This window comes from Aquimarina mytili (assembly GCF_016735115.1).
Lineage (GTDB): Bacteria > Bacteroidota > Bacteroidia > Flavobacteriales > Flavobacteriaceae > Aquimarina > Aquimarina mytili.
Genome location: NZ_JAERQJ010000001.1, coordinates 956,296 through 973,116 on the forward strand (window position 1 = coordinate 956,296; position 16,821 = coordinate 973,116).

At 33.6% G+C, this 16,821-nt stretch carries 14 protein-coding genes; 7 read left to right on the top strand and 7 right to left on the bottom strand.

Annotation, left to right across the window (positions count from 1 at the left end):
- Positions 1–64 precede the first annotated feature (64 nt).
- Complete coding sequence (locus JJQ60_RS21970; protein ID WP_236669030.1) at positions 65–784, bottom strand: putative quinol monooxygenase; 720 nt, start codon at positions 782–784, stop codon at positions 65–67.
- A 403-nt stretch (positions 785–1,187) separates the two neighbouring features.
- On the opposite strand from JJQ60_RS21970, the gene JJQ60_RS04180 reads away from it, so the two are divergent.
- The gene (locus JJQ60_RS04180) at positions 1,188–1,568 is read left to right on the top strand and encodes a hypothetical protein (protein WP_201916917.1); all 381 of its coding nucleotides are present in this window, start codon (positions 1,188–1,190) and stop codon (positions 1,566–1,568) included.
- Positions 1,569–1,622: 54 nt separating this feature from the next.
- Here the strand turns inward: JJQ60_RS04180 and JJQ60_RS04185 are convergent, their stop codons facing one another.
- From JJQ60_RS04185 to JJQ60_RS04200, 4 genes are all read right to left on the bottom strand, one after another.
- On the bottom strand, positions 1,623–3,260 hold the full coding sequence (locus JJQ60_RS04185) for an ABC-F family ATP-binding cassette domain-containing protein (protein WP_201916919.1): 1,638 nt from the start codon (positions 3,258–3,260) through the stop codon (positions 1,623–1,625).
- Between the two features lie 136 nt (positions 3,261–3,396).
- Positions 3,397–4,938 carry an acyl-CoA carboxylase subunit beta gene (locus tag JJQ60_RS04190; RefSeq protein WP_201916921.1) on the bottom strand — a complete coding sequence of 514 codons (1,542 nt, stop codon included), beginning with the start codon at positions 4,936–4,938 and terminating at the stop codon, positions 3,397–3,399.
- A gap of 190 nt (positions 4,939–5,128) precedes the next feature.
- Entirely contained in the window at positions 5,129–6,568 is a 1,440-nt protein-coding gene (accC, locus tag JJQ60_RS04195; RefSeq protein WP_201916923.1) for an acetyl-CoA carboxylase biotin carboxylase subunit, read from the bottom strand.
- Entirely contained in the window at positions 6,565–7,050 is a 486-nt protein-coding gene (locus JJQ60_RS04200) for an acetyl-CoA carboxylase biotin carboxyl carrier protein subunit (RefSeq protein WP_201916925.1), read from the bottom strand. The genes accC and JJQ60_RS04200 overlap by 4 nt, the downstream gene beginning before the upstream one ends.
- Before the next feature lie 228 nt (positions 7,051–7,278).
- Between JJQ60_RS04200 and JJQ60_RS04205 the strand changes: the two genes are divergently transcribed.
- Together JJQ60_RS04205 and JJQ60_RS04210 are read left to right on the top strand one after the other, a co-directional pair.
- Positions 7,279–7,878 carry a LysE family translocator gene (locus JJQ60_RS04205; RefSeq protein ID WP_201916927.1) on the top strand — a complete coding sequence of 200 codons (600 nt, stop codon included), beginning with the start codon at positions 7,279–7,281 and terminating at the stop codon, positions 7,876–7,878.
- A 58-nt stretch (positions 7,879–7,936) separates the two neighbouring features.
- Positions 7,937–8,437: a DUF1761 domain-containing protein gene (locus JJQ60_RS04210; protein WP_201916929.1), complete on the top strand. Its 501-nt coding sequence runs from the start codon at positions 7,937–7,939 to the stop codon at positions 8,435–8,437.
- 51 nt (positions 8,438–8,488) lie between these two features.
- Here JJQ60_RS04210 and JJQ60_RS04215 read toward each other — a convergent pair whose 3' ends face one another.
- Together JJQ60_RS04215 and JJQ60_RS04220 are read right to left on the bottom strand one after the other, a co-directional pair.
- The gene (locus tag JJQ60_RS04215) at positions 8,489–9,502 is read right to left on the bottom strand and encodes a metal-dependent hydrolase (RefSeq protein WP_201916931.1); all 1,014 of its coding nucleotides are present in this window, start codon (positions 9,500–9,502) and stop codon (positions 8,489–8,491) included.
- A gap of 5 nt (positions 9,503–9,507) precedes the next feature.
- Positions 9,508–10,698, bottom strand: coding sequence for a peptidogalycan biosysnthesis protein (locus tag JJQ60_RS04220; protein WP_201916933.1), 1,191 nt, complete (start codon positions 10,696–10,698; stop codon positions 9,508–9,510).
- A 229-nt stretch (positions 10,699–10,927) separates the two neighbouring features.
- On the opposite strand from JJQ60_RS04220, the gene JJQ60_RS04225 reads away from it, so the two are divergent.
- The 4 genes from JJQ60_RS04225 (at position 10,928) to JJQ60_RS04240 (ending at position 16,735) form a co-directional block, all read left to right on the top strand.
- Positions 10,928–11,389 carry a response regulator gene (locus JJQ60_RS04225; protein WP_201916935.1) on the top strand — a complete coding sequence of 154 codons (462 nt, stop codon included), beginning with the start codon at positions 10,928–10,930 and terminating at the stop codon, positions 11,387–11,389.
- Between the two features lie 239 nt (positions 11,390–11,628).
- Positions 11,629–12,039 carry a response regulator gene (locus JJQ60_RS04230; RefSeq protein ID WP_201916937.1) on the top strand — a complete coding sequence of 137 codons (411 nt, stop codon included), beginning with the start codon at positions 11,629–11,631 and terminating at the stop codon, positions 12,037–12,039.
- Positions 12,040–12,266: 227 nt separating this feature from the next.
- Complete coding sequence (locus JJQ60_RS22265) at positions 12,267–14,891, top strand: TonB-dependent receptor (RefSeq protein WP_455423518.1); 2,625 nt, start codon at positions 12,267–12,269, stop codon at positions 14,889–14,891.
- On the top strand, positions 14,888–16,735 hold the full coding sequence (locus JJQ60_RS04240) for a YfiR/HmsC family protein (protein ID WP_201916939.1): 1,848 nt from the start codon (positions 14,888–14,890) through the stop codon (positions 16,733–16,735). The genes JJQ60_RS22265 and JJQ60_RS04240 overlap by 4 nt, the downstream gene beginning before the upstream one ends.
- The last annotated feature ends 86 nt before the right edge of the window (positions 16,736–16,821 follow it).

Below are 16,821 nucleotides of genomic sequence, written 5' to 3' on the forward strand. Positions count from 1 at the left end.
TTAATTTAGTATTACGTATTAAAAAGAAAGGAGTGCATGCAACACTCCTTTCTAAAAATAACAATTATTTTGAAGCTATAATATCTATTTTTTGAATTGCTGATGCCTCAAATCCATCTAAAAGAACTGGAGCATTTTCCATTAGTGCTGCTGCTACTTTTCCTGTTAAATGCGCATCCCTGCCTAAATCATCTGTAAAGGTATCAAAGATTGCATAAGTAGTTGCATCTATTTTTATTGCATACCAAGATAAAGTCTTTGACTCATCACTTACTAATTGTTTTCCAACATTAAGGAAGTTTTCGACATCTGTTACCTTTCCTTCTTTAGATTTCATGATAACAAGCAAGCCTTTGTTTTGCAATCCAGACTTATGATTAGACGCTAAAACATCTATTGCTTGAATATCTGTACTTGGATTAAAATCCTCTAATAAATCACCTGCATTTGCTAACAATGCCTTTGCAACTTCGCCTGTTAAATGTGCTTGTCTACCTTCTTCTACTTCAAAAGTATCATAGATTCCAAAGGTATTGTTATCTATTTGAAAGGCAAACCAAGATGCTGTTTGAGGTTCTTGATTCACTAATGCTAATCCCCCAAGCAAGAAGCTTTTGACATCTTGCTCTTTTCCTGGTTTTGCATTCATAATTACTAATAATCCGATTGTTTCTTTTTTTGTGCTGTTCATAATGTTTGTGTTTTTAGATTTTGAAAATGATTGAATTGTAAATCCTAGTAAAAAAATCAGGATTGCTAATTTTGATGGAACTTTAGTTGTCATTTTTTCTTGTTTTTTTGTTACAGTGCAAATTTGAGATGAAACAAGAGACTATAGAATGGATGTTTATTACTAAAGCATGGACAATTTTCAAAAAAGCAATACTATTGAATGCAGTATGCACATAACAATGTGTGCAATTCATTGCTAGTAAAGGCTTACTTACGAAAATCCGCTAGGATTTTCTATTCGGTTTGTATTTGCTAATTTAGTTGCTGAAACACGCTTGGTACGGCGCAATGCTTTCAAAAAATGGAAGAACCGGGTGGAGTAGAAAGCCAACTGCGTATCTGAGTGCGCAATATTACTTTCAGAAGCTGAAACTTAATACCATAGATCACCTCAATATTGAGATCAAAGGTTTAAAAAAGCTAAGAGTTTTAATATAATTAATAATAGGTTCTAAATGATTTCAAATCCTAAAACACTTTTTTTAATTGATAGTTTAGGAGCACTGTTAACTGCTTTTTTCTTGAGTGTCATTCTAGCAAATCTGGAAGCATATTTTGGAATGCCTAAAAAAATACTTTATCTCTTATCTTCAGTAGCATTAATGTATGCGATATATTCTATTTGTTGCTATTATTTCATCAAAAGAAACTGGAAACCTTATTTAAAAATTATCGTCATCGCCAATATAGTCTACACTATCTTAACTATTGGGATTGTAACTTATTTTTATAATAGATTAACGGGTATAGGAGTGTTTTATTTTTTGTTGGAAGTTATAGTGCTGATTATTTTAATACGAATAGAGATAAGGGCTATTGTTAAAATGACAAAATAGTACTGCTATCATATTTTTTAAAGATGGTCTCAATACAAAATTTGAAATAATCGATTATGCCTTTAGGTCAATTTGTTTTAGGTTCTCAATTTTGTTTCTAACCAAAAATTCATCGATTGTTTCAAAATGTTCGATAACTCTTTGATCTTTAAACTCAAATACTTTTTGGGATAATCCTTGTAAAAAATCACGATCATGAGATACTAATATCAAGGTGCCATCAAATGCCAATAAGGCTTCTTTTAATACATCTTTAGACTTAATGTCTAAATGATTAGTTGGTTCATCGAGTATAAGCACATTTACGGGTTCTAACAATAGTTTTACCATGGCTAAACGAGTTTTTTCTCCACCAGAAAGTACAGATACTTTTTTATCAATAGTATCACCACTAAACATAAATTGCCCCAGAATGTTTTTTACCTGTGTTCTAACATCACCTTTTGCCACTTCGTCTACGGTCTGAAAAATAGTAAGATTAGGATCTAATAAAGAGGCTTGATTTTGTGCAAAATATCCTACTTTGGCGTTATGACCTAATGCACACTCTCCTTCAAAATCGATCTCACCCATAATAGCTTTAATCATGGTAGATTTCCCTTCACCATTACGACCAACAAAAGATACTTTTTCTCCACGAGCAATGGATAAGTTAGCATTTTTAAATACAACATGATCTCCATAGCTTTTTGATAAATCTTTTGCGATCACGGGATAATCTCCCGATCGCATAGAAGGTGGAAAACGAAGTTTTAAAGCTGAAGTATCGATTTCATCAATCTCGATTATCTGTAGCTTCTCTAACATGCGCTCCCTGGAATTGACTTGGTTGGTTTTAGAATAGGTGCCTTTAAACCGCTCTATAAAATCTTTGGTGTCTGAAATGAATTTTTGTTGTTCCTGGTATGCTTTGATCTGGTGGGCCCGGCGTTCTTCTCTTAACTGAAGATAATGGGAGTAGTTAGCTTTGTAATCATATATTCTACCCATCGTTACTTCTATAGTACGATTGGTAATGTTATCAATAAATGCTTTATCATGCGAAATAACAATTACGGCTTTGGCTTTATTAATTAAGAAATCCTCAAGCCAAATTACAGATTCAATATCGACATGATTTGTCGGCTCATCTAGCAGGATTAGGTCTGGTTTTTTTAATAAGATTTTGGCAAGTTCTACACGCATACGCCATCCACCACTAAATTCACTAGTTGGGCGCGTAAAATCCTCTCGTTTAAACCCTAATCCTTGTAATGCTTTCTCAATTTCGGCATCATAATTTACCTCTTCAATTGCATAGAATTTCTCACCCAGATCGGTTACCTTTTGGATGATGTTCATGTATTCTTCTGACTCGTAATCTGTTCGTGTTTCGAGAGCTGCATTAAGACGATCCATTTCTTGCTGCATAGCCGTGATATGACCAAAAGCTTTGGAAGCTTCTTCAAATACAGTACAATTATCATCGGTTAATAGGTGTTGTGGTAAATAGGCAATAACCGCTTCTTTAGGATACCGGATATTGCCGCGTGTAGCTTTTTGTACTCCAGCTATAATCTTCATCATTGTAGATTTTCCAGCACCATTCTTTCCCATTAAAGCAATCTTGTCATTCTCATTTATGACAAAAGAAACATTGTTAAATAAAGTTTCACCACTAAACTCCACTGCTATACCATCTACAGAAATCATATCATTTTATTTAAAAGTGCAAAACTAAAAAATTGCACAGTACAGCAAAGAAATTCTTAGGGTAAGTTTAGGAATGGGGTAGTGGAGGATGTATAAAAGATCTCACAGATTGATCTGTGAGATCTACATATTAATTTTATAATGGGATATTACCATGCTTACGCTTAGGGCGATCAATCTTTTTATCCTCAAGCATACTAAATGCTTTTAAGAGTTTGCGACGTGTGTTTTGCGGTAAGATTACTTCATCTATAAACCCACGTTGCGCGGCTCGATATGGGTTCGCAAATTTATCGGCATATTCAGCTTCTTTCTCAGCAAGTTTAGCTTCAGGGTCATCTGAAGCTTGTATCTCTTTTCTAAAAATAATTTCACTTGCTCCTTTGGCACCCATTACAGCTATTTCAGCTGTAGGCCACGCAAAGTTAAGGTCGGCACCAATATGCTTAGAGTTCATAACATCATAGGCACCTCCATATGCTTTACGAGTAATTACTGTTACTTTAGGTACAGTAGCTTCGCTTAGGGCATACAATAATTTGGCTCCGTGTACTATAATTCCATTCCATTCCTGATCAGTTCCGGGTAAGAACCCAGGTACATCTACTAATACCAATAATGGGATATTAAAACAATCACAGAAACGCGTAAACCTTGCTGCTTTTTTAGAACTGTTTACATCCAATACACCTGCTAAAAACATAGGCTGGTTGGCAACAATTCCCACACTTCTTCCACCTAGACGAGCAAAACCAACAATAATATTTTCTGCATAATCTTTATGGATTTCGTAGAAAGAATCTTGATCTATAATCCCACCAATCACCTCATGCATATCATAGGGCTTGTTTGGATTATCAGGAACAATACTAGCAAGTACTTCTCGTACCTCATCTTGTAAAGTGTATGATAGTTTTTTGGTAACTTCGGTATTACTTTGTGGTAGGTAACTTAATAATCTTTTTACATCTTCAAGACATTCAATATCGTTACCTGATGTTACATGTGCCACTCCGGATTTGGTAGAATGTGTGCTGGCACCACCTAATTCTTCTGAAGTTACTTCTTCATTTGTAACCGTTTTTACAACATTAGGACCGGTAACAAACATATAACTGGTATCTTCTACCATAAGTGTAAAATCGGTCATAGCAGGAGAATATACTGCCCCTCCGGCACATGGGCCCATAATTGCTGATATTTGAGGGATTACTCCAGAAGCAGATACATTTCTATGAAAAATATCAGCATATCCACCAAGAGAACGTACGCCTTCCTGTATTCTGGCTCCACCAGAATCATTAAGTCCGATAATAGGTGCTCCCATTTTAACGGCCATATCCATAACTTTGCAAATTTTTTCTGCGTGAGTTTCGGATAGGGCTCCACCAAATACGGTAAAATCCTGTGCAAAAATGTATACTAATCTACCGTCTATAGTTCCGTAACCAGTAATAACACCATCACCATAGTAGATTTCTTTTTGCATTCCAAAATCTGTAGTTCTATGAGTGACAAGGATTCCTATTTCTTCAAAAGAACCTTCATCCATGATATATTCAACTCGTTCGCGAGCGGTTAACTTTTTCTTTTCATGCTGCTTTGCAATACGTTTTTCACCACCACCTAACTTTGCCTGATCTATTTTTTCTTGTAATGTCTTTATTTTTGAATCCATGTTTTAGTACTTAGTGTGGAGTAGTTACTAGTTAGAAATTTTAATTCAGTTTCAATAATTTACGCTATAGTAGAGATTTAAATGCTCCAAGGCTTGCTTCGAAATCAAAATCATTTCTAACCGGTACCTCAAGGGCTTGCCCCAAGGTAGTTTACTACTCGTTGTTCTTTATTCAGTATTCATTATTTTTTTATACGGGTAATCGTAATATTTCTTGATCTTTTATGTATTGTTTCATGGCGATTAGTGCAGCAATTTTAGCTTCTTCTTCTGTTGCTGCTTGTATTTTTTCTGCCGAATAGTATTTTTTTACAAAATGAGTATCAAAATTTCCTGACGTAAAGGCTTCATGCTCACAAACAAATTTACCAAAAGGTAGCGTGGTTTGTACACCTTCTACATGATACTCACTAATGGCTTTGATCATTAATTGAATAGCTTCTTCTCGTGTTTTACCATAGGTAATAAGTTTTGCAAGCATAGGGTCATAATAAATAGGAATATCCATACCTTGCTCAAACCCATTGTCAACTCGGATTCCTTCGCCTGAAGGAATTTTATAAACGTCCAGGTGCCCTACACTTGGTAAGAAGTCATTCAAAGGATCTTCTGCATAAACTCTTAACTCCAGGGCATGTCCATTAATTTTTAGATCTTCTTGTTGTATTGGTAGTTTTTCTCCTCTGGCAACTTTTATTTGAAGCTCTACCAGATCTACTCCCGAGATGAGTTCTGTAACGGGATGTTCTACTTGCAGTCTAGTATTCATTTCAAGAAAGTAGAAGTTGTTATTTTCATCCAGGAGAAATTCGACGGTTCCGGCCCCCAAATAATCACAAGCTTTGGCTACTTTGATAGCCGCTTCACCCATTTTTGAGCGTAGCTCAGGAGTAAGTACTGCCGACGGAGCCTCTTCAACTACTTTTTGATGTCGTCGCTGTACACTACATTCTCTTTCAAAGAGGTGGATTGCATTACCATGGCTATCTGCCATTACCTGAATTTCAATATGTCTTGGTGAGGCTACATATTTTTCGATAAATACTGAGCCATCCCCAAAAGCAGAAGTAGCTTCGCTAATTGCACGTTGCATTTGTGATTCTAAGTCTTGTTCTTTTTCTACAACCCGCATTCCTTTACCACCACCACCGGCAGATGCTTTAATCAATATCGGAAATCCAATTTCTGTAGCGATTGCTTTTGCTTTATTAACATCAGTAATTGCTTCATCTATACCGGGTACCATCGGGATGTCATAAGCTTTAACAGCATCTTTGGCGGCTAGTTTGCTTCCCATAACCTTTATTGCCTTAGATTTTGGTCCAATGAATATAAGGCCATTTTGCTCTACTTCTTCAGCAAAATCTGCATTTTCACTTAAGAAACCATAACCAGGATGTATAGCATCAACACCAAGATTTTTGGCAACTTCAATAATTTTTGATCCTAATAGATAAGATTGATTCGAAGGGGCTTCACCAATTAATACGGCTTCGTCTGCGAAACGTACATGAGGGGCATTTCGATCTGCGGTAGAATATACTGCTACAGTTTTAATCCCCATTTTTTTTGCGGTGGTCATTACTCTTATGGCAATTTCACCTCTGTTGGCAATTAATATCTTTTTCATACAAATTCTATTAACAATTGACCTTTATCTACTGCATCTCCTTTGGCAGCCGAGATAGATTTGATAACTCCATCTCTTGGAGATAGAATTACATTTTCCATTTTCATTGCTTCAAGGATAAGTAATGGTTCATCTTCTTTAACTTCTTGATCGATATCTACATGAATATCCAGCAGTAACCCTGGCATAGGGGCTTTGATTGCGTTTATTTGTTTTGAAGACCCAATCGAGAACCCCATGGCAGCAATTTGCATATCCAATTCGTTTGCAATGGCTACCTTGTAGATAGTGTCATTAACTTTTACTTCATATTGTTTACTATTGAAATCAGATTGAATTACTTCAGTATGATATGATTTGCTATCCTGAAGAACATGATATTGTGTGTCTGAAGTGAGCAATGCATCAATTTCTGCAATGCCTTTTTTGGTAAACTCAAACTCAAAGTTTTTGTTGACTGTTACTTTATAAGTGCTGTTCATAGTAGATATTTGTTTATTTAATAAAAACAGGCATTAAAGAGAGTAATTTCTTAAGATAAAAACAAATTAATTATGAATTCATTGATAATTTAATAACGAGTTTTTTTATTCAAATTAAAAAATGAACCATCATACATTCAGACTTACTAATATCAATACCATTTAAGTAATGGTTCACCATTTTTTAGAATTGCTATATTTACATTCTTAATTAGTGTTGATAGTTCTATGTCATTTTTAGAAGGTTTTGCTATAGGTTTGGGGATGATCATTTTCGTAGGGCCGGTTTTTTTTCTTTTGCTTAACAGTAGTTTTCAATGGGGTTCTAAAGCCGGTGTTGCAGTAGCTCTGGGAATAATAGCAAGTGACATTGTCTGCATAATGTTGTGTTACTATGGTCTTTCTTCTTTTATAAATGGAGAAGATAATAGATTCTGGATTGGGGTTATTGGTAGTACAATCTTGTTTGTTTTAGGAATTAATTATTTTTTCAAAAAAGCAAAAATCACTACAGATGTTTCTATAAATACACGTGGGCTTCAATCATTTTTTATAAAGGGTTTCAGTGTTAATTTCTTTAATCCATTTGTTTTTGTAGTTTGGATTGGTGTCTTTCAGTATGGAAAATCAAAATATCCTGATCAGGGATTACTTTTTGCTTTTTTGACAGCCGTATTATTCGGAATTCTTACTACCGATTTATTAAAAGTTTTTTTGTCTAAAAAATTGAAGAAATTTATATCTCCAAGGCGACTTACTGCATTTTTTAAAGTAACTGGAGTTGTTCTTGTTCTATTCTCAATTAGATTGCTCTATATGGTATGGTAAATCTCATGAATTTGATTTTAACTATATTTGAGTATAACAACTTTAAATACTAATCAATATGGAAGTTAATTTTTTGATTGCTGCTCTTGCGGCTTTGATACCAATGGTTTTGGGTTTTATTTGGTATAATCCCAAAGTATTTGGTACCGCTTGGATGAATGCATGTGGGTTTACACCTGAAGATTTAAAAGGCGGTAATATGGCTTTGATTTTTATATTAAGCTATGTGTTTAGTTTTTTTCTGGCTATGATGTTAAATACTATTGTAATTCATCAGTTTGGTTTTTTCTCTACACTAATGAGTGATCCAGATTTGATGAAAGAAGGGACTGAGACCTATCAATATGCACAAGATTTTATGACAAAATATGGAGGGAATTTTAGAACATTCAAACATGGAGCGTTACATGGAGCGATATCTGGAATATTCTTTGTGTTACCGGTATTGGGAACCAATGCTCTTTTTGAGAGAAAAGGATTTAAATATATTCTTGTAAATGTAGGATACTGGACCGTATGTTTAGCTTTGATGGGAGGAGTAATCTGTCAATTTGCTTGAAAAAAATAATATATATTATATACAAAAGGGTCTGAATATTCGGACCCTTTTTTATGATTTGTTTCCTAATACCCGATTGAATAATTTTTTAAGTAACGGAGAGGCTTTGCCCATATCTCGTTCTCTTTCTTTAGCTATTAATTCCCCATTTTTATCATAATACAGTTCGTAACTAAAAACAAACCGTTTTGCTTGATCACCTATACCTAGCGTTCCAAACCTTAAGTCATTAAAATACACACTATCATTAACTTTTTCTATAGTATACCATCCTTCAGAGAGTTTAATTAACCTGGGAATAAGAGGATCATCTTTCATTTTACCTAGCAAGTGATGATTTTTTGGAAATTCTGCAAAATTAATAGTGTCATCTTTATCTAATAATGAATAATAACCAATCAAAAATGAATCATCAGTTTCTATATTAGCGGTCCAAAGAATACTGTTTAGTGGCGTAGGGCGCGTTTGTATTTCATTATACTGAATATGTTGATTTTCTAAATTACTAGAGAAATTTGCTCTCGCAGTTTGTTGTAATATCAATGTTAATAACATATATCCACTACTTATATACAATCCAAGATTGTTGAATCTCCTTCTTTTATGATGTGTGCGTTTATAAAACATGGCCATGATTAAGAACACTAAAAAAGGGATAGTATATAAAGGGTCTACCACAAAAATATTATTAACGGCTACTTTATAATCAAAAGGCCAAAACAGTTGAGTTCCCCAGGTGGTGAAAGCATCTAAGATTGGATGGGTAAAAAGTCCTAGAAACATAAGTTTAGTCCAATCTTTCCAGTTGGCTTCTTTATTTTTATAAAGTTTAGACAGCAACCATCCCATTATGGGTGCTACCAGAATACTAAACAATATAGAATGCGAAAACCCTCTATGTAATTCATTTGCCGTTACGGTATCTACAAAAAGTTTGGATATCACGTCCAGATCAGGGATAGTTCCTGCTACGGCACCCCATAGCATAGCCTTATTGCCAACTTTTCTTCCAAGGGCAGCTTCACCTACGGCGGCACCAAGCACAATTTGAGTTAATGAATCCATAGTTGTTAATCTAATTGAAGTTTGAATGGGTTTCTAACTTCATATTCGTTTGGAGAAATTAGCTCTACCAATGGTTTTAATAGCGTGTTAGAAATAGAATTACCATGTCTCACATACAATTTCATTTCTACAGGTTTCGCCCCAACGCAACTTTTTATAATTTCGGCTGTTCTTCCTAGTCTTAACTCTTTTGTGTTTTTTGAAATAGCTAAATCGACATAGTCATATAGCATTTTTTGATAAATATCATGTGCCTTATTGTACTCGTAATCTATTCCGATATGATTTGCATCCACAGCATTTTCCAAAATAAAAGCGGTTGTAAACCCAACCAGAGTTTCATTTAAGAAATATCCTTTTAAAATAAATGATTCGTTCAGGGTTTCCTTTAAGCGTTTAAAAGTAGAGGCATTTAGTTTTCCTATTTTAAAATCTGCTTTTTCTATAACCGATAAGTAAAGCGTATTAATTTGATTTTTGTACGTATCAATATCTTCTGCTGTAAAATCTTTTACACTAATCTTTTCGGATTTTTTGAAAACCTTTTTGGCTCTGGTTCTAAATTTAGTACGCATGCTCGATAGATAGTCATCAAAAGTATTCCATTCAGGAAGAATGTTTAATACCATATTTACATCTATTTTAAACTCTCTAAAATCATGTTCTTTAATATTGTCACTGTTACTAAAAGAATGGGGCCAAAACTCTTTCAGTAATATAAAGGATGGCTTGTCTGTATTTTCAGATTTTCTTATTTCGCGTAAAGCATTTGATAAACTTTCAAAAGCATCTTGAGGACTTAATTTGTCAGAGTTATATACAAAACCATGTTCACCACAGGAAAACAAGTTTCCACAAACTAAAACTTTGACATCTAAGTTTTTAAACAATGTATTTTTTATGGCATCACTAATTCTACACGGAAATTCATGAAACTTTAATTGAGCAGAATTAAATTTAATAAGTTGTGTAGCAGCTATAGCTACCGGAGTTTGATTTTGATAAAATATGATATACTTAAATCGAATAGTTTCTGAAAGTGTGTCTTCAAGAGTTTTTAAATACTCTAAAGAAAGAAAAACAGTATTCTTCGAATTAGCTAAATTCCATTCAGCTTCAGGTATTTCATCGATATGACTAAAATAGCTATATCGCAAAGAGGTGCTCTTGCACTTGTTTTTTATCTTTTCAAGCATATATCCCATCCAGACTTTTAATGTAGTGTATGAGTCGTCTGATTTTGTATAAAGTTACACTTATTTTTTTCTCTGTATTAAAACTGTATAAAGCTAATATCGGTAAATAATGTTAGAAACTACAGGTTTTAAATGACATCTGTCTTATTTTAATCGGGTTGTCGCAGCTTATTTTAACGTTGAATATGTGTTTTTAAACGAAAACTATTCTATTAAGTATAGTTTTGTTATGAAATGTCAAATAAGTTTATTTTCTTTAAACAGTAATTGGAATCGTCATATGAATAAATTGGTTAATTGCGTCTTGTTAATAGATGATGATAAGGCCACAAATTTCTTTAATGAAAGAGTTGTTACCAAACATGAAGGCTTTCAGCAGGTAAATACTGTACAAAGCGGACTGGCAGCTCTTGAGTATCTTGATGCTGTAAAAAATAATGCAGCTACTAAACCTGACCTTATTTTTTTAGATATTAATATGCCCGCCATGAATGGGTGGGAGTTTTTGATAGAGTTCTCAAAACTGGATCAAGACCTTACGCATGATATTAAGGTAATTTTATTATCAACATCATCGAACCCGGATGATGTAAGAGAATCGGCAAAAAATCATTCAGTAGATGATTTTATAAATAAACCATTGTCTTTAGGACTGTTAGATAATGTACTAAAAAACCATTTTGAAAGTTGATATAGTAATAAGGGATAATTACATTTATATTAAAACATAGAAAAAAGGTATTTTGACGTTATTTTTTGTATTTGGTCTAAAAATTAGGTCGATTTCTTTCTTGTTTTAAATAATAACCTATTGTTTTGAATTTTTTTGCACCGATATTTGAACAGATTTTTTTCTGAGACACAATGGTGATATTAATTAATATATAGGTTAAGAATTAGTATTCAAGTATATACTAACATTTTATATATATGGAGAAATTGAAAAGCTTTCTGCTTATCGACGATAGTAAGGCAACTAATTTTTTTAATAAAACTATTATTGAAAAAGTAGGATGCGTAGAAGAAGTAGTTGTTGCAGAAAATGGAAGGTCTGCTATTGAGTATATTAAATCAGGATTGGCCCCTGAGATTATTTTTCTTGATATTAATATGCCAGTAATGAACGGATGGGAATTTATCGCAGAATATCAGAAACTTGATATTTCATATAAAAAATCAATTATAATTCTAATGCTTGGAGCTGAGTTGAGTGATGCCGATAAAAACAAAGCAGAGGAGATTATAGAAATAAAAGAATTTCAACAAAAAATGTTAACTAAAGATACTGTTTGCAAAATTGTTTCTAAATATTTTAGTTTCTCGAATTGCATTAATGCATGAGTATAATCTTATGATTTAGAAAAAATGTGTAGCGGCATTTAATATTTTGATAATAGTTTTCGATAGTTTTTCAGAAGTATAAAAACAACAATCAAATTAGTAAACACATTAAAATCTTAAAAAGAAAAATACCCCTAGTTTTCTTCGGTCAGCAGTATCAATTATTTGTTACTGTACTACTCTCTATTTGCTGTTTTTTCCAAGTTTTTTCTCAATCTAGAGCAGTCATATCAGGAAATGTATCAGATCAATTTGGTAATCTTCCTGGAGCAAAAGTTGCTATAGAAGGTACTGATAAAATCACAACAACCGATGTTAACGGTAACTATTCTTTTGATGTAGATGAAGGCGAATATGTGCTTACTTCGGGGTTTGTAATGTACACTTCAATTTCTAAAACGGCAAATGTAAAGGTTGGAGATACAGTACAAATAGATTTCATTCTGGAAACTGGGTTTTCTATGGATCAACCTGTTTCGTTAGGTTCGAGAGCAAAGCCCAAATCATTACTTAAAAACACTGCAGCAGTAGATATTATATCACCACAACAATTAACGGGTTCATCACAAATAGAATTAAGTCATATACTTCATTATTTAACTCCATCATTTCATTCTACTCATCAGACTATTGCTGATGGCACGGATCATATAGATCCTGCAACGCTCAGAGGGTTGGGACCTGATCAGGTTCTAGTATTGGTTAATGGAAAGCGAAGACATAGTAGTTCTCTTTTAAATGTTAATGGAACCGTGGGTAGAGGATCTGTAGGCACAGATTTTAATGCAATACCCATAGCTGCGATTGACCGTATAGAGGTTTTAAGAGATGGTGCCACTTCTCAATATGGTTCTGATGCTATAGCCGGAGTAATTAATATTATACTAAAAAAACAAATCGAGATTATCCAAGTTGACAATAGAGTTGGGATAAATACAGAAGGAGATGGACTTACCGTATATTCATCGGCAAATTTTGGGCTTAAAATAGGAAAAACAGGTTATGTAAATGTTACGGCAGAGTACAGAGAAAGAGAAGCTGTTAATAGGGCGGGAGATTATACAGGTACTGTATATACTAATGATGCAACAGAAGATCAAAGGTTGATTGAGCAGAATAATTTTTTTAATCAAACGGGATACTCTGATAAACAAGTTATGGAAATTGGAAGTGCCGAGACTCAAAATTTAGCTTTGTCTTTTAATGGTGAGGTGCCTATGTCAAATTCTTCAACATTTTATATGCATGGTGGAAGAAATTATAGAGAAGGTAAATCAAAAGGTTTTTATCGCTTTCCAAAAGATGAAGATAGGGTAGTTTTGGATTTATTTCCAAATGGTTTTTCTCCAGAAATTCTGACTGATATACAAGATGATGCTATTACCGGTGGTGTAAAAGGTGTTAAAAACGGTTGGGATGTTGATTTTAGTCATTCTATCGGAATTAATACATTGGATTATACCGTAAATAACTCTAACAATGCCTCGTTAGGAATAGCCTCACCCAGAACTTTTTATGCAGGAGGATTTGCATATAAGCAAAACACGACCAACCTTGACATTTCTAGGACATTTGATTGGTTACAAGGTGTTAATATAGCTTTTGGAGCAGAGTTGCGAGTTGAAAACTATCAAATCATTGCAGGAGAAGAAGCATCGTACATAGATGGCGGTAGTACGTTTATAAATAATTTAGGAGAAGAATTACCAAGAATTGTTGGGGCACAAGTTTTTCCGGGTTTCAGACCAGAAAATGAATTAAATCGATTTAGGACCAATAGTTCGGGATATGTTGATATAGAGGCTAATGTATCTGAAAAACTATTAGTAAGAGGAGCGGCAAGATACGAAGCGTATAATGATTTTGGTGGTCAGGCCATCTGGAAATTATCAGGAAGATATATACTTAAAGATGGTATCAGCGTAAGAGCTGGGTTCTCTACAGGTTTCAGGGCGCCATCGCTTCACCAAGTATTTTTTCAAAATATAAGCACTCAGTTTGTTAATGGAGAAAGTGTACAAGTAGGAACATTTAATAATGAGAGTGCCATAGTTACCCAAGCTTTTCAGATTGGAAAACTAAAACCCGAGTTGTCAAGCCATTTAAGTGCCGGTTTTAGCGGAAAAATAAATGATAATGTAACCTTTAGTTTTGATTATTATTTGATTGATATAGAAGATCGAATAGTGCTGTCAGGAAGATTTTCTGAAGGGTACGAAACCATATTAGAACCGTTTAATGCCGGAGCTGCTCAGTTTTTTACAAACGCTATAGATTCAAGAACCTCTGGTGCAGATGCTGCTCTATTTTTTAAGAAGAACCTTGGAGGAGGAGAGTTCAATGCATCCTTAGGGGCAAATCTTACGAGTACTACTGTAAAAGGACCTATTAAGGTGTCTCCTGCACTCGTGGGGCAAGAAGAATTATTATTTAATAGAGAGGAGATTGCCAGAGTAGAGTATTCTCAACCAAATTATAAGATTAATTCATTATTGTCTTATGATTTTAATAAGTATCGGTTCCAAGTTGTAAATACAGTATTCGGAAGAGTAAAGTATATTCACCCAAATGATGGAAACCCAGATAATTGGGTTCTAAATAATTTTACTGGAAGTGTAGAAACCAGAGATCAGACATTTTCTCCTAAATTAGTTACAGATATGGCTGTTTCATACCAAATTAACGACTATGTAAGATGTACATTAGGAGGCAATAATGTGTTCAATGTCTATCCAGATAAGCATAAACATTCTGCAAATACAGAAGAGGGTAATTTTATCTATAGTAGAAGAGTGCAACAGTTTGGGGTTAATGGGGCAAATTATTATTTCAGGTTATTACTTAAGTTATGATGTATAAACTTCAGTATATATCAATATTAAAAACGTATTCGGTTTATGTGCTAATTTGCTTTACTACTTTTTTTTCTACACAAATTCAAGCTCAAGATACAAGTAATGAAGAAGTAAAAAGATTACAGCGGGCTATATTTATTTTTAATTTCGCACAACAGGTAGAATGGCAAAATCTTGCGGAAGAATCTACATACAAGATTGGGGTTTTGGGCCCAGATAGAACCATACTCGATCTTCAGGTATTATCTCAAAAACGAAAAATATATGGGAAGCCAGTTGAAATTATTCGTTTTCAGTTAGTTAAAAATGTAAAAGATATTCAGTTATTATATGTAAACCACAAATATAATTATAGTATCGATTATATTTTGAGTAAAATTTCTGGCAAAAATATCCTATTGATAGGCGAGGATTACAACTTCAATTCATCTATGATTAACATGGTCAATGTAGGTGATTCTTTTGAATATGAGATAAACTCAAATCGTATAGAAAATGAAGGTTTTATTATAGCTCCTTCGTTAAAAAGATATGCAATATCCTCTTCAGAAAAATGGAAGCGACTCTACAAAAAAACGGAAAGATCTTTGCAAAAAGAGCAAAAAGAAAATGAAGAAAATAAGACGATTATTCGTGATAAAGAGCAAGAAATTAAACATCAACAAAGTAAAATAACGAATCAATTAGAGAAATTAGGGGACCAGGAGAGAGAGATAGATGATAAAAGAGAAGAGATTAATAGACGAAATAAAGAAATAGAGCATTTATATACGCAAAGCGAAATACAGCAAAAAAAATACGAAGAAAAGATACGAATAGAGAGAGAGCTTGAAAAAAATATTCAGGAACAGATTTCTTTCATAAAAAAACAGGATCAAAGAATAAAAACTGGGAAAGAACATATTGATGAGCAAACTGAATTTTTGCAACGTCAGGAAGATCAAATTAAGGCTCAAGAAGAGATTTTAGTGCAACAAACTTCGGAAATCGAAGCCCAAAAGAAAATCAATATTTTATTGGCAAGCCTGGTTGTCATTATTTTGGCAACAGGGTTGTTTGTCTATAGAGCATATATCGTAAAGAAAAGATTTAGTGCCACTTTAGAAAAGAAAAATGAAGCTATTCATCAACAATCATTAGAATTAGAATCAAAGAATAAAGAATTAGAACAATTTGCATATATCGCCAGTCATGATCTTCAGGAGCCTCTTAATACTATTTCTAGTTTTATAGGTTTAATTACCGAAGATTATGGAGATAGTTTTGATGATGTGGGAAAAGAAAGCTTGACTTTTATTAAAGATGCCAGTATTCGAATGAAAAAATTGATCGATTCGTTATTAGAGTATTCTAGATTAGGAAGAAGTAAAGAATATAAAGCCGTTGATACCAATACGCTATTAAAAGAATTACTTACAGATCTTAAAAGCAGTATTGATAAAACCGAAGCTAAAATAAAAGTAAACGATATACCGGTAATCAAAGGCTCTGAAGTTGAACTACGGCTATTGTTTCAAAACTTAATAAGTAACGCAATAAAATTTAGATGTACCGATGTAATTCCTGAAATTGAGATTTCTTGCGTTAAGAAGAATGATACAAATGGAAAGACAGGTGGTTTCTGGGAATTTTCAATACGAGATAATGGTATAGGGATACCACAACAACATAAAGAAAGAATATTCGCTATATTTCAACGGTTACATTCTAGAGAGCAATATCAAGGAACAGGTATTGGCCTTGCACATTGCAAAAAAATTGTAGAATCTCATGGAGGAGAAATCTGGCTAAATTCAAAAGAAGGAAAAGGGAGTACCTTTTATTTTACAATACCTAACTGATTAGTTTTACTACTTAAGATAAGCTTGTATATGTAGTTCATATCGATGGCCGTAAGAGTTCTGTCAAATGTAAACGTACTTCAATT